Source organism: Enterobacter cloacae complex sp. ECC445, from assembly GCF_021892025.1.
In the GTDB taxonomy this organism is placed as follows: domain Bacteria; phylum Pseudomonadota; class Gammaproteobacteria; order Enterobacterales; family Enterobacteriaceae; genus Enterobacter; species Enterobacter chengduensis.
This window is the reverse complement of the sequence record NZ_JAKLRZ010000003.1, coordinates 242592-262287: the sequence shown is the minus strand read 5'-3', so window position 1 is coordinate 262287 and position 19696 is coordinate 242592. Positions and strand designations below refer to the sequence as shown.

Below are 19696 nucleotides of genomic sequence, written 5' to 3'. Positions count from 1 at the left end.
ACCATCGTCAGTGCCGGGCAGGCGCCCCCGCCCGGCATTGTCCTTAGACATTCACGGCATTAATCAACCGCGTTTTCATCGTCTGATAAGAGGATGCGGCAAAATCCTCCGCCCAGCGCTGGTCCTCTATCGCCTCCAGCCGAACCGCGCAATACTTCGTTTCCGGCGTTTTCGAGACGGGATCGAGATTATCCTGAGTCAGCTCGTTGCAGGCGCCAATCCACCACTGGTAGGTCATATAGACGGCCCCGGCGTTGATGCGCTCGCTAATGCTGGCGCGGGTAATCACCTTGCCGCGACGCGAACGCACCCAGACCAGTTGCCCCTCCCTGATGCCCCCTTTTTCCGCGTCGGCAGGATGCATTTGCACCCGCCCCGGCTCGTCGGCCAGGCTCTGCAGCGCGGCGCAGTTACCGGTCATCGAGCGGCAGGAGTAGTGCCCCACTTCACGTACCGTACAGAGCACCAGCGGGAAATCCGCATCCGGGGTTTCCGCCGGGGCGCGCCACGGTGCGGCAAAGAGTTGCCCTTTACCGGTTGGGGTGTCGAACTGATTGCCTTTGTACAGGTACGGCGTGCCGGGATGATCCAGCGTCGGGCACGGCCACTGCACGTGGCCCATCTCGCCCATTTTTTCATACGTCACGCCGTAGAAGAGCGGGCACAGCTCGCGCATCTCATCCCAGATCTGCTGGTTATCCTCGTAGTGCATCGGATAGCCCATCTCGGTGGCGAGCAGGCTAATGATGTCCCAGTCGCGCTTGACGTTGCCGCTGGCTTCAATGGCCTGGCCAAAACGCTGGAATCCCCGGTCGGCGCAGGTAAAGACGCCGCCGTGTTCACCCCAGGAGGTGGCCGGGAGCAGAACGTCCGCCACTTCTGCCGTTTTGGTCATAAAGATGTCCTGCACCACGACGAAATCGAGCGCCTCAAAGCCGCTGCGCACCAGGCCTAGATCGGCTTCGGTCTGAAGCGGATCTTCCCCCATGATGTAATAGGCCCTGATCTTGCCTTCCAGCGCCAGGTGCGGCACTTCGGTGATGCGCGTCCCGACCCGATCGTCCATTTTATTGACGTCGATTCCCCACGCGTCGGCGAACTTCTGCCTGACCGCCGGATCGGTCACCGCCTGATAGCCGGGGAACATGTTCGGCAGCACGCCCATATCGCAGGCGCCCTGGACGTTGTTTTGGCCGCGCACCGGCCCGACGCCGACGGCAGGGCGGCCGAGGTTGCCGGTCAGCAGCGCCAGGCTGGAAAGCCCTTTAACCACGTCCACGGCCTGACCAAACTGGGTCACGCCCATTCCCCACATCACGGTCGCAGAAGAGGCCGCCGCGAAGGTGCGCATCGCCTGGCGAACGTCGCGGGCGGGAATGCCGGTCAGATGTTCGACCTTCTCCGGCGCATAGTCTTTTACCGTTTGTCGGTAGGCCTCCAGCCCTTCCGTAAAGCGCGCCACGTAGTCCTTGTCGTACAGTTCTTCTTCCAGCAGCACGTAGCCAAAGGCGTTAACCAGCGCCATGTTGCTGCCGTTTATCAGCTGCAGATGCTGGTCGGCGATACGCGCCGTTTCAATGCGTCGCGGATCGCAGACGATAATTTTTGCGCCGTTTTCACGCGCTTTCAGCACCCGGCGGGCAACGATAGGGTGGGAATCCGCGCAGTTATAGCCGAACACCAGCAGGCATTTGGAGTGTTCAATATCGTTGATTGAGTTGCTCATCGCGCCGTTGCCGAGCGTTTCCTGTAAACCGGCCACGGAAGGGCCGTGGCAGACGCGCGCGCAGCAGTCCACGTTGTTGGTGTTCAGCACCGCGCGGGCAAATTTTTGCATCACATAGTTTGTTTCATTGCCGGTTCCACGGGAGGAACCGGTGGTCATGATCGACCGCGGCCCGTGCTGCGCTTTAATGCTGCCGAGCCTGTGGGCGGTGTAGCGGATAGCCTCTTCCCAGGTAACGGGGGTAAATGCCTCGCCTTTGCGGTAGCGGATCATCGGCTGGGTCAGGCGTGGGGTGAGCAGACGGGTATCGTTAAGGAAGTCCCAGCCGTAAAATCCTTTCAGACAGAGGGTGCCCTGATTTGTGACGCCCTCTGCGGCTTCGGCTCGGATGATACGGTTATTTTCAACGACAAGGTTTAATTTACAGCCTGCACCACAGTATGGGCAGACGCTGGCGATCTTTTTCATCAATAACAGACCTGTTAAGAAATGAAGCAAAGTTAACTGAAAATTCCAGTCCCGTAAGCGGAGGTAAGCAGGAACCGTGCCAGCTTGATTTTGCTTGTTTTACAGGGCGTTGTGGAGAAGGGCGCGTGTCATCGTCAGACGGATCGTCAGTTTTGACGATGACACGTGAGGGGAAGGTGGAGAGAATGAGCTTACAGATCGTCCATCGTGTAACCCACCACGATTTCCAGCGTTTTACGAATTACATCCGCCTGTACCACGTCGTGGGTGGCTTCAAGCGTCTGGATCAGCCAGAGGATGATCGCTTTGTTAGACAGATGACCTTCTGAGGCCAGGACACAGCGTACTGCAGTAGAAAAAACAGCGGACTCTTCAGCAAAACGATCGCCTGCGTGACGGAAATACTCCGACAGGGCACTGTCCAGAAAAGCAGAATGGTATTCGGGTTGAAGCTGAATATTTTGTCTCATTTGTTCTCACCGTAGCTGTTAAATTGCAGTCAATGTATTTTTTTGGGGTCGGACGGTTTTCCACTTCCAAATAACGGCACTACATTGTCTCTGTTATCGTTGAGAGGTCCCTCTCTTTTCGTTCGTCCTTGCGCGGTTCTGCGACGTGTAAAGGCGATGCTGTTTGAGCCGATTTCGGCAATCACCACCGCAAGTGTCTCCCGCCGCTGGGGATCCTTTTCATGTTCTTTCATTACCCGCAGACGCAGCAGCAATCCTTCGGTTGTCACTGGCCCCCGCTCTTTCAGGAGTGAAAGAACGGCCTCGCCGATAAGCTGGTCGATCAGTCGGTCTGCGTCACTGCTATTCATAACCTTACCGTTCGAAGAGCAGACCAAGCAGCATGTGGTAATGCGCTTCCTCTTCCGGCCCATCGGCCTTTTCGAGGCGGCTCAGCAGTTTGGTACAGAGCGATTTGCGATTAAGGTTTCGCCCGTCGCTGAGAATTTCGACAACAACCTGGCCCAGCGTCTCCTGTTGGGTAGGTAGCGTGGCCTTCTCGAAGTACTGTGCGATAGCTGCTGCGGAATCTGAGACGTAACCTTTCTGCTGCATGTTTCGCTCCTGTAAAATTTTGTAATCACTAACGTTACAATTAAGGTATACATAATTTCTAAATCTGTACATAGAAAATGTACAGATTTTTAATATTTTTATGATATTTTTTATAAAGTCCTTATTATTCATTACATTAAAAGCTTGTCATGAAGCGGTAACGTTACAGAATATATTGTACAAAAAGGCTGGCCGCTGATAAGTTGTACACCACAGAAAAAAGTATCAGTAACTGCCGTAAACGATTGAGATGTAAATTATTTGTCAGCCAATTAATGTGCTATAAATGATTCTTACCCACCTTTTTGGTGGTCAAAACCCTAACCCCAGGAAAAGCATGCTCACTACCATCATTTACCGCAGTCATATCTGCGAGGACGTTCCGGTGAAAGCGCTGGAATCAATGGTCGCTGCTGCAAATAGTAAAAATCGGCAATCCAATGTCACGGGGATCCTGCTGTTTAACGGCACACATTTTTTTCAATTGCTTGAAGGGCCAGTGGAACACGTGTCTGCCATTTATGATCAGATTTGCAACGACCCGCGCCACCATAACGTGGTAGAGCTGATGCGCGATCACGGGCCTGTACGACGCTTTGGCAACGTGGGTATGGAGCTTTTTGATTTGCGCAACTTCGACAGGGATGAGGTACTGCAGCAGGTGCTGGACAAAGGCACGACGCGCTACCAGCTGACGTATAACGATCGCCCTCTGCAGTTTTTCCGCACCTTTGTCGAGGCCACGGAAAAAGCCAACTACTTTGAGCTGCCGCCGGCGGATTCATGGGATTTCGTTCCCGAAGAGACGGCCTTATCCGCGCAGCCGGAGGTGGTCGCGAAGGGGGCAGACTGCAGCTTTGCATTCCAGCCGATAGTTGACCCGTTTATGCAGCAGGTCGTCTCCTGGGAGGCGCTTATCCGCACGCCTGACGGCGACTCGCCGGGAGCCTATTTCGCGCATCGCCCCGACGTCTATGCCTCGGATTTACAAAGCAAACAGGTGGCGCTCGCCATGGCCAGCGCGCTGGGGCTGCAGAACCAGACGCTATCCCTGAACCTGCTGCCCATGACGCTGGTTAACATCCCCAACGCCGTGGATTTTCTGCTCACCGCGATTGAAGCAAACGGATTTGTACCCGAGCAAATTGTGGTGGAGTTTACCGAAAGCGAAGCCATTTCCCGTTTTGACGAATTCACCGATTCGGTCAGGCAGCTTAAAAGCGCGGGCATCAGCGTGACGATCGATCACTTTGGCGCCGGTTTTGCGGGACTCCAGTTGCTGGCCCAGTTCCAGCCGGACAGAATTAAGATTAATCGCGATCTGGTGGCAAACGTGCATAAAAGCGGCCCCCGACAGGCCATTATTCAGTCGATCATCAAATGCTGTTCCTCGCTGGAAATTCAGTTCTGCGCGGTGGGCGTAGAGAAGGCGGAAGAGTGGATGTGGCTGGAATCTGCGGGAATTTCCCAATTCCAGGGACATCTTTTTGCCAGCCCCCGGCACGGCGGCATTCCGGCGATTGCGTGGCCTGAGAAAAAGTTCGAATTTTGATAAAGCTATACACTGCCAGGTAGAGTTAGCTGTACGAATGGCAAATTTTATACAACAATGTACTAACAGGTGAGGGGGAAAGCGGTCCGTTCACCTGAGCAAAATGCGGTCTTAGTTATACAAATGGTATGTACAATCTGATAAGGTTGGTGTAGTTAGGTATGGAAGTTCTGAGCGTGAGGGAGTTAATGGCCTATTACAGTATCGGCGAAGTGGCCGAACGATGCGGTATCAACCCCGTTACGCTGCGTGCCTGGCAGCGCCGTTATGGATTGTTGAAGCCGCAGCGCAGCGAAGGGGGTCATCGTCAGTTTGACGATGAAGATATCCTGCGTATTGAAGAGATCAAACGCCTGATGAAAAGCGGCGTTTCGGTCGGCAAAGTGAAAGCCTTGCTGGAAAATAAGGAAGTGTTGACGCAGGGCAACTGGGTCTCTTTCCAGGAAGAGATGATGACCGTTCTGCGCTACGCCAGCCCGGCAAAGCTGCGCGCCAAAATAGCCGAGTTCCGCCGCGATCACGCGACGGACGCGCTGATTGACAATATCATCTCACCCGTCCGTCAGCGGATGAACCAGGATCAAAATACCGTTCGCCATATGGCGAGCCTGCTCGACGGCGTATTGATTGAATTCGCGATCGCCATCCTGGCGGAGTCCCGAAAAAAAGCCGGTAAAGACGCTCTCCTGATTGGCTGGGAGTGCGACGATCGCACCCACCTGTGGCTGGAAGCCGCGCGCTTATCGCAGAAAGGCTGGCACATTGACGTTCTGGCAGAACCCATTGATTCGCCGCGTCCTGAACTGTTTCCGGGGCAAAAAATCTTTGTCTGGACGGGGAAATCCCCCACGCCCCGGCAGCAGGAACAGCTCGATCACTGGCGTGAGCAGGGATTTGCTGTCACCTTTCATCACTGAGTGTAAGAGGCCTTGAGGGCCTTTTTTTGTTTTTGTTCTTTTCTGAACAGAGGCTATCTCAAAAATAGGCATTTCCGATGCATATTTTACTTTTCTTCTCTTCGCCTCAAACCCCATAACAAAATGCATTATTAATCAATGCATTGAACAATTAAATCCATCCTGCCTGCATCCTGCCACAGGGTCTATGCTTAATAAAAGTAGTCAAAAAGGGCGGTTTAGCCCAATGCCCCTGCTGACAGGGGGTTGAAGTGATAATCGTTATCACTAACATGGCGTTATGCCCTGATGGCTTATCAGATGAGGTGGACCTATGGAACTGCATTCAGAAACCTTTAATCCTGCCGATTTTGCCTGGCGCGGTTTAACGCTCACGCCAGCGGCGGCGGCACATATTCATGAGCTGGTGGCGAAAAAGCCGGAGATCCTCGGCGTGCGTTTGGGCGTCAAACAGACCGGCTGCGCAGGTTTCGGCTACGTGCTCGATACCGTCACCGAACCCGAAAAAGATGACCTCGTATTCGAGACCGACGGCGCGAAGCTGTACGTTGCGCTGCAGGCCATGCCGTTCATAGATGGCACCGAAGTGGACTACGTCCGCGAAGGCTTAAACCAGCTGTTTAAATTTCATAACCCGAAAGCCCAGAACGAATGCGGCTGCGGCGAAAGCTTTGGGGTATAGGCGGAACTATGTCTCGTAATACTGAAGCAACGAGTGAAGTAAATACCTGGAGCGGTGGGCACCTCAACTACAAAGAGGGGTTCTTCACCCAGCTGCAGACCGATGAGCTGGCAAAAGGCATCAATGAAGACGTCGTGCGGGCGATCTCGGCGAAACGTAACGAGCCCGAGTGGATGCTTGAGTTTCGCCTGAGCGCCTTCCGCGCCTGGCTGGAGATGGAAGAGCCGCACTGGCTGAAAGCGCATTATGACAAGCTGAACTATCAGGACTACAGCTACTACTCTGCGCCGTCCTGCGGCAGCTGCGATGACACCTGCGCCTCGCAGCCCGGCGCGGTGCAGCAAACCGGCGCGGACAACGGTTTCCTCAGCAAAGAGGTGGAAGAGGCCTTTAACCAGCTGGGCGTGCCGGTGCGCGAAGGGAAAGAGGTGGCGGTTGACGCTATTTTCGACTCCGTCTCTGTGGCAACTACCTACCGCGAGAAGCTGGCAGAGCAGGGGATCATCTTCTGCTCCTTCGGCGAAGCGATCCACGATCATCCTGAACTGGTGAGAAAGTACATCGGGACCGTGGTGCCCTCTAACGACAACTTCTTTGCGGCGCTCAACGCGGCGGTGGCCTCTGACGGCACCTTTATCTACGTGCCGAAGGGCGTGCGCTGCCCGATGGAGCTTTCCACCTATTTCCGCATCAACGCGGAAAAAACCGGCCAGTTCGAACGGACGATTCTGGTGGCGGATGAAGGCAGCTACGTCAGCTACATCGAAGGGTGTTCCGCCCCGGTCCGCGATAGCTACCAGCTGCACGCTGCGGTGGTAGAGGTCATCATCCACAAAGACGCCGAGGTGAAATACTCCACGGTGCAAAACTGGTTCCCGGGGGACGGCAATACCGGCGGTATCCTGAACTTCGTCACCAAGCGCGCGCTGTGCGAAGGCGAAAACAGCAAGATGTCGTGGACCCAGTCGGAAACCGGCTCCGCCATCACATGGAAATACCCGAGCTGCATCCTGCGCGGGGATAACTCCATCGGCGAGTTTTACTCGGTGGCGCTGACCAGCGGCCATCAGCAGGCCGATACCGGCACCAAGATGATCCACATCGGCAAAAACACCAAATCCACCATCATCTCGAAAGGGATCTCTGCCGGACATAGCCAGAACAGCTATCGCGGGCTGGTGAAAATCATGCCGACGGCGACCAATGCGCGAAACTTTACCCAGTGTGACTCGATGCTGATTGGGGCAGACTGCGGGGCGCATACCTTCCCGTACGTTGAGTGCCGTAACAACACGGCCCAGCTTGAGCACGAGGCGACCACGTCGCGGATTGGGGAAGATCAGCTCTTCTACTGCCTGCAGCGCGGGATCGGCGAAGAAGACGCCATCTCGATGATTGTAAACGGCTTCTGTAAGGACGTGTTCTCTGAACTGCCGCTGGAATTTGCCGTTGAAGCTCAGAAACTCCTCGCCATTAGTCTTGAACACAGCGTCGGTTAAGGAAAGCACATGTTAAGCATTAAAGATTTACAGGTCAGCGTAGAAGATAAAGCCATCCTGCGTGGCCTCAATTTTGACGTCAAGCCGGGCGAAGTTCACGCCATCATGGGGCCGAACGGTTCCGGGAAAAGCACGCTTTCTGCGACGCTGGCGGGCCGCGAAGATTACGAGGTGACCCACGGCTCGGTGGAGTTTAACGGCAAAGATCTGCTGGAGATGTCGCCGGAAGACCGCGCGGGCGAGGGCATCTTTATGGCCTTCCAGTACCCGGTTGAAATTCCGGGCGTCAGCAACCAGTTCTTTCTGCAGACGGCGCTGAACGCGGTGCGAAAATATCGCGGGCTGGAGGCGCTGGACCGCTTCGACTTCCAGGATTTAATGGAAGAGAAAATCAAGCTGCTGAAAATGCCGGAAGATTTGCTCACCCGCTCGGTGAACGTCGGTTTTTCCGGCGGCGAGAAGAAGCGTAACGACATCCTGCAGATGGCGGTTCTGGAGCCCGAGCTGTGCATTCTGGATGAGACCGACTCCGGTCTGGATATCGATGCCCTGAAGATTGTCGCTGACGGGGTAAACGCCCTGCGCGACGGCAGGCGTTCGTTCATTATCGTCACCCACTACCAGCGCATTCTGGACTACATCAAGCCGGATTACGTCCACGTGCTTTACCAGGGGCGTATTGTGAAATCCGGTGATTTCACGCTGGTTAAACAACTGGAGGAGCAGGGCTATGGCTGGCTTACCGAACAGCAGTAATGCGCTCCAGCAGTGGCACAGGCTGTTTGAAGCCCAGGGCGGCACGCGCTCTGAGCAGGCGCAGCAGCATCTGCAGCAGATGCTGCGTCTCGGCCTGCCGACGCGCAAGCATGAGAACTGGAAATACACCCCGCTTGATGGCCTGCTCAACGCCGAGTTCGTGACCCGTCTGGCGGAGCTCGCGCCTGCACAGCGCGACGCGCTTGCTCTGCGCGTGAATGCCGTGTGCCTGGTGTTTGTCGACGGCGAGTACCGTCCGGATCTAAGCGACGCTTCCGAGGCGAGCGGATTTGAGGTTGAGGTCAACGACGATCGCCAGCCCCTGAGCGCCCCGGTTCAGCCCGAAGTGTTCCTGCACCTGACCGAGAGCCTGGCCCGCGGGGTGACGCACATCCGCGTGAAGCGAAACCAGCGTCCGGCAAAGCCGCTGCTGCTGATGCACGTCACCCAGGGTCTGGACGGCGACGAAATTAACACCGCGCACTATCGCCACCATCTTGAGCTGGCGGAGGGGGCAGAGGCCACGGTTATCGAACATTACGTCAGCCTCAACGAGACGCGGCACTTTACCGGGTCGCGTCTGACGATGAACGTTGCCGCTAATGCCCAACTTCACCACGTCAAGCTGGCGTTTGAGAATGCCCAGAGCCACCACTTTGCCCATAACGACATTGTCCTGGGTCAGGATGCCGCCGCGTACAGCCATAGCTTCCTGCTCGGCGGAGCGGTGCTGCGCCACAATACCAGCACGCAGCTTAACGGTGAAAACACCACGCTGCGCATTAATAGCCTTGCGATGCCGGTCAAATCAGAAGTCTGCGACACGCGCACCTGGCTGGAGCACAACAAAGGCTACTGCAACAGCCGCCAGCTGCATAAAACCATCGTCAGCGACAGAGGCCGCGCGGTGTTTAACGGCCTGATCAACGTGGCGCAGCACGCCATTAAAACCGACGGGCAGATGACCAACAACAATCTGCTGCTGGGGCGCCTGGCGGAAGTGGACACTAAGCCGCAGCTGGAGATCTACGCCGACGACGTGAAGTGCAGCCACGGCGCGACGGTGGGGCGCATCGACGACGAGCAGATGTTCTACCTGCGTTCCCGCGGTATCGACCAGCAGGCGGCGCAGAAGATGATTATTTATGCGTTTGCCGCCGAACTGACGGAAGCGCTGCACGATGGTGAGTTAAAACAGCAGGTGCTGGCGCGAATCGGTCAGCGTCTGCCTGGAGGCGAAGCATGAGTTTTCCCGTCGAGAAGGTTCGGGCAGATTTTCCGGTTCTGACCCGTGAAGTTAACGGTCTGCCGCTGGCCTATCTGGACAGCGCGGCCAGCGCCCAGAAGCCGAATCAGGTGGTGGATGCGGAGGCCGAATTTTATCGCCACGGCTACGCCGCCGTGCACCGCGGTATCCACACCCTGAGCGCCGAGGCGACCCAGCGGATGGAAAACGTGCGCACGCAGCTGGCCGCTTTCCTCAATGCCCGTTCGCCTGAAGAGCTGGTCTTCGTGCGCGGAACCACCGAAGGGATCAACCTGGTTGCCAACAGCTGGGGCAACGCGCAGGTCCACGCGGGGGATAACATCATCATCACCCAGATGGAGCACCACGCCAACATCGTGCCGTGGCAGATGCTCTGCGAGCGCGTGGGGGCGCAGCTTCGTGTGATCCCGATGAATGTCGACGGGACGCTGCAGCTCGAGCAGCTTGACGCGCTGCTGGATGACCGCACGCGGCTGGTGGCGGTTACCCAGGTGTCCAACGTGCTGGGAACGGAAAACCCGGTGGCAGAGATTGTTGAGAAAGCCCATCAGGCTGGCGCGAAGGTGCTGATTGACGGCGCCCAGGCGGTGATGCACCACGCCGTTGACGTCCAGGCGCTGGACTGCGATTTCTACGTGTTCTCAGGCCATAAGCTTTACGGGCCGACCGGGATTGGCGTGCTGTACGTGAAAGAAGACATCCTGCAGGCGATGCCGCCGTGGGAAGGTGGCGGGTCGATGATCGCCACCGTCAGCCTGACGGAAGGCACGACCTATGCCCGCGCACCGTGGCGTTTTGAGGCGGGGACGCCCAACACCGGCGGGATTATCGGCCTGGGCGCGGCGGTCTCTTACGTCTCTGCAATTGGCCTTGACGCCATCCAGGAGTACGAACAGCTGCTGATGCACTATGCGCTGGCGGAGCTTGCCAGCGTGCCGGATTTGACCCTTTATGGGCCTGCCGATCGTCAGGGGGTGATTGCGTTTAATCTCGGGAAGCATCACGCCTATGACGTGGGCAGTTTCCTCGATAATTACGGCGTGGCCGTGCGCACCGGTCACCACTGCGCCATGCCGCTGATGGCGTTTTACCAGGTACCGGCCATGTGCCGCGCGTCGCTGGTGATGTACAACACAACGGAAGAAGTCGACAGGCTGGTGGCGGGGCTTAAGCGCATCCACCAGCTGCTGGGCTAACGGAGAGGCATACGATGGCGGAACTGCCGGATAAAGATAAATTGCTGCGTAACTTTTCGCGTTGCGCAAACTGGGAAGAGAAGTATCTCTATATCATTGAGCTGGGGCAGCGCCTGCCGCCGCTCGGCGAAGAGGCGCATAGCCCGGCGAACAGCATTCAGGGCTGTCAGAGCCAGGTGTGGATTGTGATGGCGCAGTCGGATGACGGCACTATCGAATTACGCGGCGACAGCGATGCGGCCATTGTTAAAGGGCTTATTGCGGTCGTCTTCAGCCTTTACCAGCAGATGTCGGCGCAGGATATCGTCGCGTTTGATGTTCGGCCGTGGTTTGAAAAAATGGCCCTGACCCAGCACCTCACGCCGTCCCGTTCTCAGGGACTGGAAGCGATGATTCGCGCCATTCGCGCCAAAGCGGCAATCCTTAGCTAGACTTACAGAACAGCATTCATTCTGTTTCGCGAGGTGGTTCCCGCCTCGCTGGTTTTTCAGCTTTCTGGCGTTCTGTCAGTGAATAAGGAATCTCAGCATGAAGCGCGCGTCTGTTATAACGCTATTACTCCTCAGTTCGCTCGGTGCCGTTAATTCGGCCCGCGCGATGGACTATCCCTTGCCGTCCGCAGGCAGTCGCCTGATTGGGCAAAATCAAACCTACACGATACAGGAAGGGGATAATAAGCTGCAGACCATCGCCCGCCGGTTTAATACGGCGGCGCAGGTGATTCTGGAAACGAACAATACGATAGCGCCGGTCAATCCCGCGCCGGGAACCGTGATTACCATCCCGTCGCAGATGCTGCTGCCGGACACGCCGCGCGAGGGAATTGTCGTCAATCTCGCAGAGCTTCGGCTTTACTACTTCCCGCCGGGTGAAAACATCGTTCAGGTCTTTCCGCTCGGCATCGGACAGCTGGGGCTGGAAACGCCGGTGACGACCACGCGCGTGAGTCAGAAAATCCCTAACCCTACCTGGACGCCCACGCCGGGCATCAGAGCACGCTCTCTCGAGCAGGGCATTAAACTGCCCCCGGTGGTCCCTGCCGGGCCAAATAACCCTCTGGGACGCTTCGCCCTGCGTTTAGGCGTGGGAAATGGGGAATATCTCATTCACGGCACCAGCGCGCCGGACAGCGTCGGCCTGCGCGTCAGCTCCGGCTGTATGCGGATGAATGCCCCGGACATTAAGGCCCTGTTCGAACAGGTGCGGGTGGGCACGCGGGTACAGATTATCAATGAACCCGTGAAGTTTTCCGTGGAGCCGGATGGAAAACGCTATATAGAGGTTCACCGCCCGCTGGCGCAGGTTGAAGGTGAAAATCCGCAGGTTTCGCCCATTACCCATTCCGCAGACTTCGCGACCTTTGTTTCTCAGTCCGGGAGCGATAGGGCGCTGATTGATAAAGCCCTGTCACGTCGTGCCGGGATCCCGGTATTGGTGTCGTCGGGCAGCGGTCCGTCGGCCAGCAATAGCGTGTTGTCGGTGCAGAACAGCCGGGTATCGGCAGCGGTCGCGGAAGAGGAAGGGGAGAAGGTGACGCAGTAGTGGTTTGACGCAGGCAAAAAAAATGGCGCACAATGTGCGCCATTTTATTAACAGGTACTATTACTTACGGTATTTAGTAGCCTGGTTGTCCAGACGCTGGTTAGCGCGAGCTGCGTCGTCTTTAGCAGCCTGAACGTCGGAACGCATTGCGTTCACGTCGTTGCTCAGCTGGTCAACTTTAGCGTTCAGAGTCTGAACGTCAGAAGACAGCTGATCGATTTTAGCGTTGCTGGAGCAACCAGCCAGCAGAGTAGAACCCAGGATTACCGCGCCCAGTACCAGTTTAGTACGATTCATTATTAATACCCTCTAGATTGAGTTAATCTCCATGTAGCGTTACAAGTATTACACAAAGTTTTTTGGGTTGAGAATATTTTTTTGATGGGAATACACCTATTTTTGATCGTTCGCTCAAAGAAGCATCGAATCGACCCTTTTGGAGCAAAAATCTAAGTAAAAAAAGGTATTTATCATCGGATTCGTCTTAGATAATTCGCAATTAAATAGAAAAACCCGATTTGCAATTTGAATGACTTTGGCTAATGCCGGGAATAAAAAAAGCGCCCATTGGGCGCTTTTTATCAAAATTAATTCGTTCGTGAATTATTACAGCACGTGAACGGATGCAGTATTGGTCGTTCCGCTTGGTACCAGCGCACCAGAAACCATAACGACAACGTCGCCTTTCTGCGCCAGGCCGCTTTCCAGCGCCAGTGCTTTACCCTGAATGTAGAAATCGTCAGTAGAGGCGATCTCTTCGACCAGGTGGGCAACGACGCCTTTGCTCAGCACCAGCTGACGCGCGGTGGTTTCGTTGGTGGTCAGGGCCAGGATAGTGGCATCCGGGAAGTATTTACGCACGGCGCGCGCAGATTTACCGCCCTGAGTCGCAACCACAACCAGCGGCGCTTCCAGTTTCTCAGCAGTTTCTACCGCACCGCGGCAGACGGCTTCGGTGATACGCAGCTTGCGGCTGTCGTTGTTGAAGTCCAGACGGCTGGTCATCACGCGGTCGGTACGTTCACAGATGGTCGCCATGATGCCGACCGCTTCCAGTGGATATTTCCCTTTAGCGGATTCGCCGGACAGCATGACCGCATCGGTACCGTCGAGGATGGCGTTAGCCACGTCGCCTGCTTCTGCGCGGGTTGGGCGTGGGTTTTTGATCATCGAGTCCAGCATCTGCGTGGCGGTGATAACCACCTTACGCGCGCGAACGCATTTCTCGATCATCATCTTCTGCGCGAAGATCACTTCTTCAACCGGGATTTCAACGCCCAGGTCGCCACGGGCTACCATGATGCCGTCAGACGCTTCGAGGATTTCGTCGAAGTTGTTCAGGCCTTCCTGGTTTTCGATTTTGGAGATGATCTGGATCTTCTCGCCGCCGTGCGCTTTCAGGTGCTCACGGATCTCAACCACGTCGGAACGCTTACGGATGAAGGACGCTGCAACGAAGTCAACGCCCTGTTCGCAACCGAAGATCAGGTCCTGTTTGTCTTTATCAGCCAGTGCTGGCAGCGCGATAGAAACGCCCGGCAGGTTAACGCCTTTGTTTTCGCCCAGGTCGCCGTTGTTCAGCACTTTACAGATAACTTTATTGCCTTCGATAGCGGTGACTTCCATACCGATCAGACCATCGTCGACCAGCACGGTGTTGCCGACGGACAGATCGCTGGTGAAGCCTTCGTAGGTCACGGCAACGATTTCGCTGTTACCCACAACGGATTTGTCGGTAGTGAAGGTGAAGGTCTGACCCGCTTTCAGAGAGACGTCGTTGCCGCCTTCCAGCTTGATGGTACGGATTTCAGGACCTTTGGTGTCCAGCAGGATGGCGGCTTTTTTACCGGTCTTGCTCATCACGTTGCGCAAGTTCTGGATGCGCTGGCCGTGTTCAGCGTAATCGCCGTGGGAGAAGTTCAGACGCATCACGTTCATGCCGGCGTCCAGCATTTTGCTCAGCATCTCTTCAGATTCGGTTTTCGGGCCGATAGTACAAACAATTTTCGTCTTTTTCATGACAGTCTTAGTCTTTAAGTTGGGAAGGATATGGAAATCTCGCTCCGGGGGCGCACCGCCGCAGAGTCAAACCTGTGTTGCAAAAGAGTATATGACACGCACTAAGGATAGGAGACATCAAATGAGCGTGCAGAAGAAAGTGTGCCTGAGTGACAGCCCAACGAAGGAGAGGAGAAGTTGTACGTTGTTTTTTGTATTCCAAGCGCTGAAACCATTCACCAGGGATTTGGCGCGCATTATACGCTGATTTTAAGATAAAAGGAAAATGGAAACGGTGTTTCAGAAATAATCTGTGCAGTTTCACATAATATTGTTATCAAGGCGTTAAGCCATGATGACAACTTATGGCGGCAGGGGATTGACCTGCCGCATATTGCTTATTTTTGCAGCGCCTGACTGAGGTCGGCAATCAGGTCTTTGGGATCTTCAATCCCCACTGAAAGACGGATCAGCTGCGGCACAATGCCGTTTGCCAGCCGTTGCTCCAGCGGAATCGAGGCGTGCGTCATGCCGTAGGGCTGGCTCACCAGACTTTCCACGCCGCCCAGGCTTTCCGCGAGGGTGAACAACTTCAGGCTGCGGATCACCTCCGTGGCGCGTTGCGCATCGCCTTTGACCACCACGGAAATCATCCCACCGGGGAGCGCCATCTGCGTGCGGGCAAGCTGATACTGCGGATGCGATTCCAGGCCGGGATAGAACACCTTTTCGACCAGAGGATGCCGATCCAGCCATTGCGCAATCGTCAGCGCGTTGCTGCTGTGCTTTTCTACCCGCAACGCCAGCGTGCGAATACCGCGCAGGGTCAGAAAACTGCTGAACGGATCCAGAACGCCCCCCACCGCGTTCTGCAGATAGCCGAGCTTCTCCGCCAGCGCGGGGTTATCTCCGACAATCGCCAGCCCGGCCACCACGTCAGAATGTCCGTTCAGGTATTTGGTGGCGGAGTGCACCACGATATCGAAACCGGACTCCAGCGGACGGTGGATTACCGGCGACGCGAAGGTGTTATCCGCCACGCTGATGACGTTATGATGACGGGCGATCGCCGCGATGGCCGCCAGGTCCGCCAGCTTCAGCAGCGGGTTGGTTGGCGTTTCTACCCATACCATACGGGTATCCGGGCGGATGGCGGCCTCAAGCCCCGCTAAATCGTCCGGCTTAACCCAGCTGACCTGCAGGCCGGCGCTGCGCTTGCGCACGTTTTCAATCAGGCGATACGTCCCGCCGTAAACGTCATCAATGGCGACGATATGGCTGTCTTTGTCCAGCAGCTCAAGCACCGTTGAGATGGCCGCGAGCCCGGAAGCGAAGGCGTAGCCCCGCGTGCCGCCTTCCAGTTCGGCAATGGCGGTTTCCAGCGCGTGGCGGCTCGGGTTGCCGCTGCGGGAATACTCATAGCCGGTATGCTCGCCGGGCGACGGTTGCGCAAACGTCGAGGTAGCGTAGATCGGGGGCATGACGGCGCCGTGCTGGTCGTTGAACTCGCCGCTGTGTACGCTCAGGGTGGCCAGGTTTTTCATCATCTGTTCCTTTATTGCTGAAGACGGTTGCGCCAGGCGGTCAGAACGTCGCTGCGCGTAATCAGACCGAGAAAACGGTCGTTGTCATTAATCACGGCCACCAGGCCGCGGTCGAAGATGGCGTGCAGGGCGCTCTCCGGGGCACGTTTATCAAGAAATTCGACCTGACGCGTCATGGCTGCCGTCACCGGGAGCGCGAAGCGATCGCCGTCGCCGCCGATGTGCCGCAGGAGATCCCACTCGTCGACAATGCCCACTACCTTGCCGTTCTCCAGCACCGGCAGCTGGGAAATGTCGTACAGGCGCATGCGCGCCAGGACGGTTGAGAGCGTGTCGTCCGGGGCGGCGGTGACGGTGGCACCTTCATCGTGGCGCAGGGCAATGTAGTCGGAGAGATCGCCGGCCTGAGGGCGCGTGATGAGCCCCTGCTGGCGCATCCAGTCATCGTTAAACATCTTCGAGAGATATTTATTCCCGCTGTCGCAGGCGAAGGTCACCACGCGCTTCGGCGCGGTCTGCGCCTGGCAATACTTCAGCGCGGCCGCCAGCAGCGTACCGCTCGACGAGCCCGCCAGAATGCCTTCCGTTTTCAGCAGATCGCGCGCGGTGGCGAAGGCCTCGCGGTCGGTGATGCGCCAGGCGCGATTCACCCCTTCGATGTGGGCCAGGGGCGGAATAAAGTCTTCGCCAATTCCCTCAACCAGCCAGGCGCCCGCGTCGCGATAGCGCCCGGTCTCTACCTGGTCGGCCAACACCGATCCGGCCGGGTCAGCCAGCACAAACTCCGTTTGCGGAGAGTGCTCGGCGAACCACGCCTGCAGGCCGCCCAGCGTACCGCCTGAGCCGACGCCAACCACGATGGCGTCAATCTTGCCCTCAAGCTGCTCGTACAGTTCCGGCGCCGTGGTGGTGCGGTGCGCCAGCGGGTTGGCGTCGTTGTTGAACTGGTCGATGTAAAACGCGCCGGGCAGTTCGTTCGCCAGACGCCGGGCGTAATCCTGGTAATAGGCGGGATGGCCCTTGTTAACGTCGGAGCGGGTCAGCACCACCTGGGCACCCAGCGCGCGCAGGTGGAAAATCTTCTCGCGGCTCATTTTGTCCGGCACCACCAGGAGCAGCGAGTAGCCCTTCTGGGCGGCGATCAGGGCCAGACCGAGGCCGGTATTGCCCGCCGTGGCCTCAATAATCGTGCCGCCAGGCTGCAGCTGGCCGGTGCGCTCCGCTTCGTTAATCATCGACAGCGCAACGCGATCCTTAATCGAACCGCCCGGATTTTGGTTTTCCAGCTTCAGAAACAGCGAGCAGGGACCGGTATCAAGCTTATGCAGCTGGATAAGCGGGGTACGGCCAATCAGTTCGGTGACGGAGTGATAAATCGTCATGATGTTTTCCCTTCTGGATGTCATGACGAGATGATAGGGCGGTGAAATTTTGGCAATAAAGAACCCTTCACTGCAGTTTAGAACAGAAAGGAATATAAATGCTATTTCTGGACGTCAGGACAGCAAGACGTAAAGTTGTCTGGATGTGAGGATGGCTATATTGGCATAAAATGCTGCAAAAACGACCGTTTTTCGCGCGCGTCATCCGGCAGATATGCAGTCGGCAGATAATCATTGCTGAAATTGGTCTAAATGCTTTCCCCCATGTAAATCCGCGTTTATTCCCCAAAGTTATAACACATTCTTTTTTGTTCATTTAAAAGCTGATAACGCCTGTTTACACTCGTTTGGACATCCATACTTCTAAACCGCCACGGCGGCACGGATAACGAATAAGAATGATTGTACTGAGCAATATTTCGAAGGTTTTTGACAACGGAAAGGTGGCACTCACTGCCGTTGATAACGTCAATTTGACGATAGCACAGGGACAGATTTACGGAATTATCGGCTACAGCGGGGCAGGTAAAAGCACGCTGATTCGTCTGCTCAATGGTCTGGAAAAACCCAGCACCGGCAGCGTCACCGTTAACGGACAGGACATTTCGGCGGCAAAAGGTGAAGCGCTGCGTCAGGCCCGCCTGAAGATCAGCATGGTGTTTCAGCACTTCAACCTGCTGTGGTCGCGCACGGTGCGCGAAAACATTGCGTTCTCTATGCAGATTGCCGGCGTGCCGAAAGCAAAAATCGCCGCCCGCGTTGCGGAGCTGGTGGAGCTGGTTGGCCTGAAGGGGCGTGAGCATGCCTATCCGTCGCAGCTGAGCGGCGGACAAAAGCAGCGCGTGGGTATTGCCCGTGCCCTGGCGAACAACCCTGACGTGCTGCTCTGCGATGAAGCCACCTCCGCGCTTGACCCGCAGACCACCGATCAGATCCTCGATCTGCTGCTGGATATCAACCGTCGTTTCAACCTGACCATCGTGCTGATCACCCACGAGATGCACGTGGTGCGCAAGATCTGCGACCGCGTGGCGGTAATGGAGAACGGTAAAGTCGTGGAGGAGGGCGACGTGCTGAGCGTCTTTACCCATCCGCAGCAGCCGATTACGCAGCAGTTTGTCCGCCAGGTAAGCCAGTACGCCGAGGAGGAAACCTTCAATACCGAACTGGCAAACGATCTGGAGGGTACGGTCATCCGACTGACCTTTACCGGGCACAGCACGCATAAGCCGATCGTGGGTGAACTGACCCTGCGCTACGGCCTGCCGTTTAACATCCTGCACGGGAAAATGACGCAAACCGCCCACGGCGTTTTCGGGCAACTCTGGGTCCACGTCGCGGCATCCGATGAACAACTGAACAATATCCTCGCCGACCTGCAGCACAGCGATATTGAAGGCGAGGTAATTAAACATGGCTGAGAATCTCTTTCCGCACCTCAAGTGGGATCAGCTCTGGGCGGCGACGCTGGAGACGCTGTATATGACCGCGCTTTCCGGCGTAGCGACCTTTGTGCTGGGCATCGTGCTGGGTCTGACGCTGTTTTTAACCGCGCGCGGCGGGCTGTTCCACAACCGCACGGTGTATAGCGTCATGTCGATCGTGGTGAACGTGTTCCGCTCAATTCCGTTCATCATTCTGATCGTTCTGCTGATCCCGTTTACCAAGACCGTCGTCGGCACCATTCTTGGCGCCAACGCGGCGCTGCCGGCGCTGATAGTCGGTGCCGCACCGTTCTACGCACGCCTGGTGGAAATCGCCCTGCGTGAAGTGGATAAAGGCGTGATAGAAGCGACGCGCTCGATGGGCGCACGGCTCAGCACGCTCGTGTTTCGAGTTTTACTGCCGGAATCATCACCTGCACTGGTATCGGGTATTACGGTGACGCTTATCGCGCTGGTGAGCTACAGCGCCATGGCGGGGGTGATTGGCGCCGGTGGTTTGGGAAATCTGGCTTATCTGGAAGGATTCCAGCGCAACCACGGTGACGTCACGCTGGTGGCAACGGTGACCATTCTGATCATCGTTTTCATTATCCAGTTCTGCGGCGATGTCATTACTTCATTGTTAGACAAAAGATAATCTCTAAAAACACACAGGAAC

The 19696-nt window shown here is 56.4% G+C and carries 20 protein-coding genes; 11 read left to right on the top strand and 9 right to left on the bottom strand.

All coding sequences use genetic code 11. From position 1 onward, the window contains the following. Window positions 1-43: 43 nt before the first annotated feature. From fdhF to ycgZ, 4 genes are all read right to left on the bottom strand, one after another. Window positions 44-2194, bottom strand: coding sequence for a formate dehydrogenase subunit alpha (fdhF, locus tag L6R44_RS04770; RefSeq protein ID WP_237423433.1), 2151 nt, complete (start codon window positions 2192-2194; stop codon window positions 44-46). A gap of 191 nt (window positions 2195-2385) precedes the next feature. Beyond that, window positions 2386-2664: a biofilm/acid-resistance regulator YmgB/AriR gene (locus L6R44_RS04765; protein ID WP_023311323.1), complete on the bottom strand. Its 279-nt coding sequence runs from the start codon at window positions 2662-2664 to the stop codon at window positions 2386-2388. A 29-nt stretch (window positions 2665-2693) separates the two neighbouring features. Beyond that, window positions 2694-3014 carry a hypothetical protein gene (locus L6R44_RS04760; RefSeq protein WP_237423432.1) on the bottom strand — a complete coding sequence of 107 codons (321 nt, stop codon included), beginning with the start codon at window positions 3012-3014 and terminating at the stop codon, window positions 2694-2696. 4 nt (window positions 3015-3018) lie between these two features. Continuing rightward, on the bottom strand, window positions 3019-3258 hold the full coding sequence (gene ycgZ / locus L6R44_RS04755) for a regulatory protein YcgZ (protein ID WP_032639923.1): 240 nt from the start codon (window positions 3256-3258) through the stop codon (window positions 3019-3021). 337 nt (window positions 3259-3595) lie between these two features. Between ycgZ and L6R44_RS04750 the strand changes: the two genes are divergently transcribed. The 9 genes from L6R44_RS04750 (at window position 3596) to ldtE (ending at window position 12669) form a co-directional block, all read left to right on the top strand. Next, complete coding sequence (locus L6R44_RS04750; RefSeq protein ID WP_032639925.1) at window positions 3596-4810, top strand: diguanylate phosphodiesterase; 1215 nt, start codon at window positions 3596-3598, stop codon at window positions 4808-4810. Window positions 4811-4998: 188 nt separating this feature from the next. Further along, window positions 4999-5727 carry a MerR family transcriptional regulator gene (locus L6R44_RS04745; RefSeq protein WP_237423431.1) on the top strand — a complete coding sequence of 243 codons (729 nt, stop codon included), beginning with the start codon at window positions 4999-5001 and terminating at the stop codon, window positions 5725-5727. A gap of 313 nt (window positions 5728-6040) precedes the next feature. Further along, entirely contained in the window at window positions 6041-6409 is a 369-nt protein-coding gene (gene sufA, locus L6R44_RS04740) for a Fe-S cluster assembly scaffold SufA (RefSeq protein WP_008500631.1), read from the top strand. 8 nt (window positions 6410-6417) lie between these two features. After that, entirely contained in the window at window positions 6418-7908 is a 1491-nt protein-coding gene (gene sufB, locus L6R44_RS04735; RefSeq protein WP_237423430.1) for a Fe-S cluster assembly protein SufB, read from the top strand. Window positions 7909-7917: 9 nt separating this feature from the next. Continuing rightward, on the top strand, window positions 7918-8664 hold the full coding sequence (gene sufC, locus L6R44_RS04730; protein ID WP_032639933.1) for a Fe-S cluster assembly ATPase SufC: 747 nt from the start codon (window positions 7918-7920) through the stop codon (window positions 8662-8664). Continuing rightward, on the top strand, window positions 8639-9910 hold the full coding sequence (gene sufD / locus L6R44_RS04725; protein ID WP_237423429.1) for a Fe-S cluster assembly protein SufD: 1272 nt from the start codon (window positions 8639-8641) through the stop codon (window positions 9908-9910). The genes sufC and sufD overlap by 26 nt, the downstream gene beginning before the upstream one ends. Then, a complete protein-coding gene (sufS, locus tag L6R44_RS04720; protein ID WP_032639937.1) occupies window positions 9907-11127 on the top strand; it encodes a cysteine desulfurase SufS in 1221 nt (406 codons plus the stop codon). The genes sufD and sufS overlap by 4 nt, the downstream gene beginning before the upstream one ends. A 14-nt stretch (window positions 11128-11141) precedes the next feature. Continuing rightward, window positions 11142-11558 (top strand): cysteine desulfuration protein SufE, encoded by a 417-nt coding sequence (gene sufE / locus L6R44_RS04715; protein WP_032639939.1) that lies wholly within the window; start codon window positions 11142-11144, stop codon window positions 11556-11558. Between the two features lie 97 nt (window positions 11559-11655). Continuing rightward, entirely contained in the window at window positions 11656-12669 is a 1014-nt protein-coding gene (gene ldtE / locus L6R44_RS04710) for a L,D-transpeptidase LdtE (RefSeq protein ID WP_237423428.1), read from the top strand. Window positions 12670-12729: 60 nt separating this feature from the next. Here ldtE and lpp read toward each other — a convergent pair whose 3' ends face one another. The 5 genes from lpp to L6R44_RS04690 form a co-directional block, all read right to left on the bottom strand. Then, window positions 12730-12966 (bottom strand): murein lipoprotein Lpp, encoded by a 237-nt coding sequence (gene lpp, locus L6R44_RS04705; protein ID WP_001082307.1) that lies wholly within the window; start codon window positions 12964-12966, stop codon window positions 12730-12732. A gap of 309 nt (window positions 12967-13275) precedes the next feature. After that, on the bottom strand, window positions 13276-14688 hold the full coding sequence (pykF, locus tag L6R44_RS04700; RefSeq protein ID WP_237423427.1) for a pyruvate kinase PykF: 1413 nt from the start codon (window positions 14686-14688) through the stop codon (window positions 13276-13278). A 7-nt stretch (window positions 14689-14695) separates the two neighbouring features. After that, complete coding sequence (ynhH, locus tag L6R44_RS24985) at window positions 14696-14992, bottom strand: protein YnhH (RefSeq protein ID WP_420909240.1); 297 nt, start codon at window positions 14990-14992, stop codon at window positions 14696-14698. 73 nt (window positions 14993-15065) lie between these two features. Beyond that, window positions 15066-16211, bottom strand: coding sequence for a trans-sulfuration enzyme family protein (locus L6R44_RS04695; RefSeq protein WP_237423555.1), 1146 nt, complete (start codon window positions 16209-16211; stop codon window positions 15066-15068). Window positions 16212-16222: 11 nt separating this feature from the next. Further along, a complete protein-coding gene (locus L6R44_RS04690; protein ID WP_237423426.1) occupies window positions 16223-17593 on the bottom strand; it encodes a pyridoxal-phosphate dependent enzyme in 1371 nt (456 codons plus the stop codon). 398 nt (window positions 17594-17991) lie between these two features. Here L6R44_RS04690 and L6R44_RS04685 point away from each other — a divergent pair, with 398 nt between their 5' ends. Next, complete coding sequence (locus tag L6R44_RS04685) at window positions 17992-19014, top strand: methionine ABC transporter ATP-binding protein (RefSeq protein ID WP_032639950.1); 1023 nt, start codon at window positions 17992-17994, stop codon at window positions 19012-19014. Continuing rightward, window positions 19007-19675, top strand: coding sequence for a methionine ABC transporter permease (locus L6R44_RS04680; RefSeq protein WP_032639952.1), 669 nt, complete (start codon window positions 19007-19009; stop codon window positions 19673-19675). Before L6R44_RS04685 ends, L6R44_RS04680 begins: the two co-directional genes overlap by 8 nt. Window positions 19676-19696: the final 21 nt, after the last annotated feature.

Excerpts from the sequence above, each read along its gene's own strand:
- L6R44_RS04765 (WP_023311323.1), bottom strand. The coding sequence starts at position 2,664 with ATGAGACAAAATATTCAGCTTCAACCCGAATACCATTCTGCTTTTCTG.
- fdhF (WP_237423433.1), bottom strand. The coding sequence starts at position 2,194 with ATGAAAAAGATCGCCAGCGTCTGCCCATACTGTGGTGCAGGCTGTAAA.
- sufS (WP_032639937.1), top strand. The coding sequence starts at position 9,907 with ATGAGTTTTCCCGTCGAGAAGGTTCGGGCAGATTTTCCGGTTCTGACC.
- ldtE (WP_237423428.1), top strand. The coding sequence starts at position 11,656 with ATGAAGCGCGCGTCTGTTATAACGCTATTACTCCTCAGTTCGCTCGGT.
- sufD (WP_237423429.1), top strand. The coding sequence starts at position 8,639 with ATGGCTGGCTTACCGAACAGCAGTAATGCGCTCCAGCAGTGGCACAGG.
- L6R44_RS04760 (WP_237423432.1), bottom strand. The coding sequence starts at position 3,014 with ATGAATAGCAGTGACGCAGACCGACTGATCGACCAGCTTATCGGCGAG.
- ycgZ (WP_032639923.1), bottom strand. The coding sequence starts at position 3,258 with ATGCAGCAGAAAGGTTACGTCTCAGATTCCGCAGCAGCTATCGCACAG.
- L6R44_RS04680 (WP_032639952.1), top strand. The coding sequence starts at position 19,007 with ATGGCTGAGAATCTCTTTCCGCACCTCAAGTGGGATCAGCTCTGGGCG.
- sufA (WP_008500631.1), top strand. The coding sequence starts at position 6,041 with ATGGAACTGCATTCAGAAACCTTTAATCCTGCCGATTTTGCCTGGCGC.
- sufB (WP_237423430.1), top strand. The coding sequence starts at position 6,418 with ATGTCTCGTAATACTGAAGCAACGAGTGAAGTAAATACCTGGAGCGGT.
- sufC (WP_032639933.1), top strand. The coding sequence starts at position 7,918 with ATGTTAAGCATTAAAGATTTACAGGTCAGCGTAGAAGATAAAGCCATC.
- L6R44_RS04685 (WP_032639950.1), top strand. The coding sequence starts at position 17,992 with ATGATTGTACTGAGCAATATTTCGAAGGTTTTTGACAACGGAAAGGTG.
- pykF (WP_237423427.1), bottom strand. The coding sequence starts at position 14,688 with ATGAAAAAGACGAAAATTGTTTGTACTATCGGCCCGAAAACCGAATCT.
- L6R44_RS04695 (WP_237423555.1), bottom strand. The coding sequence starts at position 16,211 with ATGAAAAACCTGGCCACCCTGAGCGTACACAGCGGCGAGTTCAACGAC.
- L6R44_RS04750 (WP_032639925.1), top strand. The coding sequence starts at position 3,596 with ATGCTCACTACCATCATTTACCGCAGTCATATCTGCGAGGACGTTCCG.
- L6R44_RS04690 (WP_237423426.1), bottom strand. The coding sequence starts at position 17,593 with ATGACGATTTATCACTCCGTCACCGAACTGATTGGCCGTACCCCGCTT.
- L6R44_RS04745 (WP_237423431.1), top strand. The coding sequence starts at position 4,999 with ATGGCCTATTACAGTATCGGCGAAGTGGCCGAACGATGCGGTATCAAC.
- sufE (WP_032639939.1), top strand. The coding sequence starts at position 11,142 with ATGGCGGAACTGCCGGATAAAGATAAATTGCTGCGTAACTTTTCGCGT.
- lpp (WP_001082307.1), bottom strand. The coding sequence starts at position 12,966 with ATGAATCGTACTAAACTGGTACTGGGCGCGGTAATCCTGGGTTCTACT.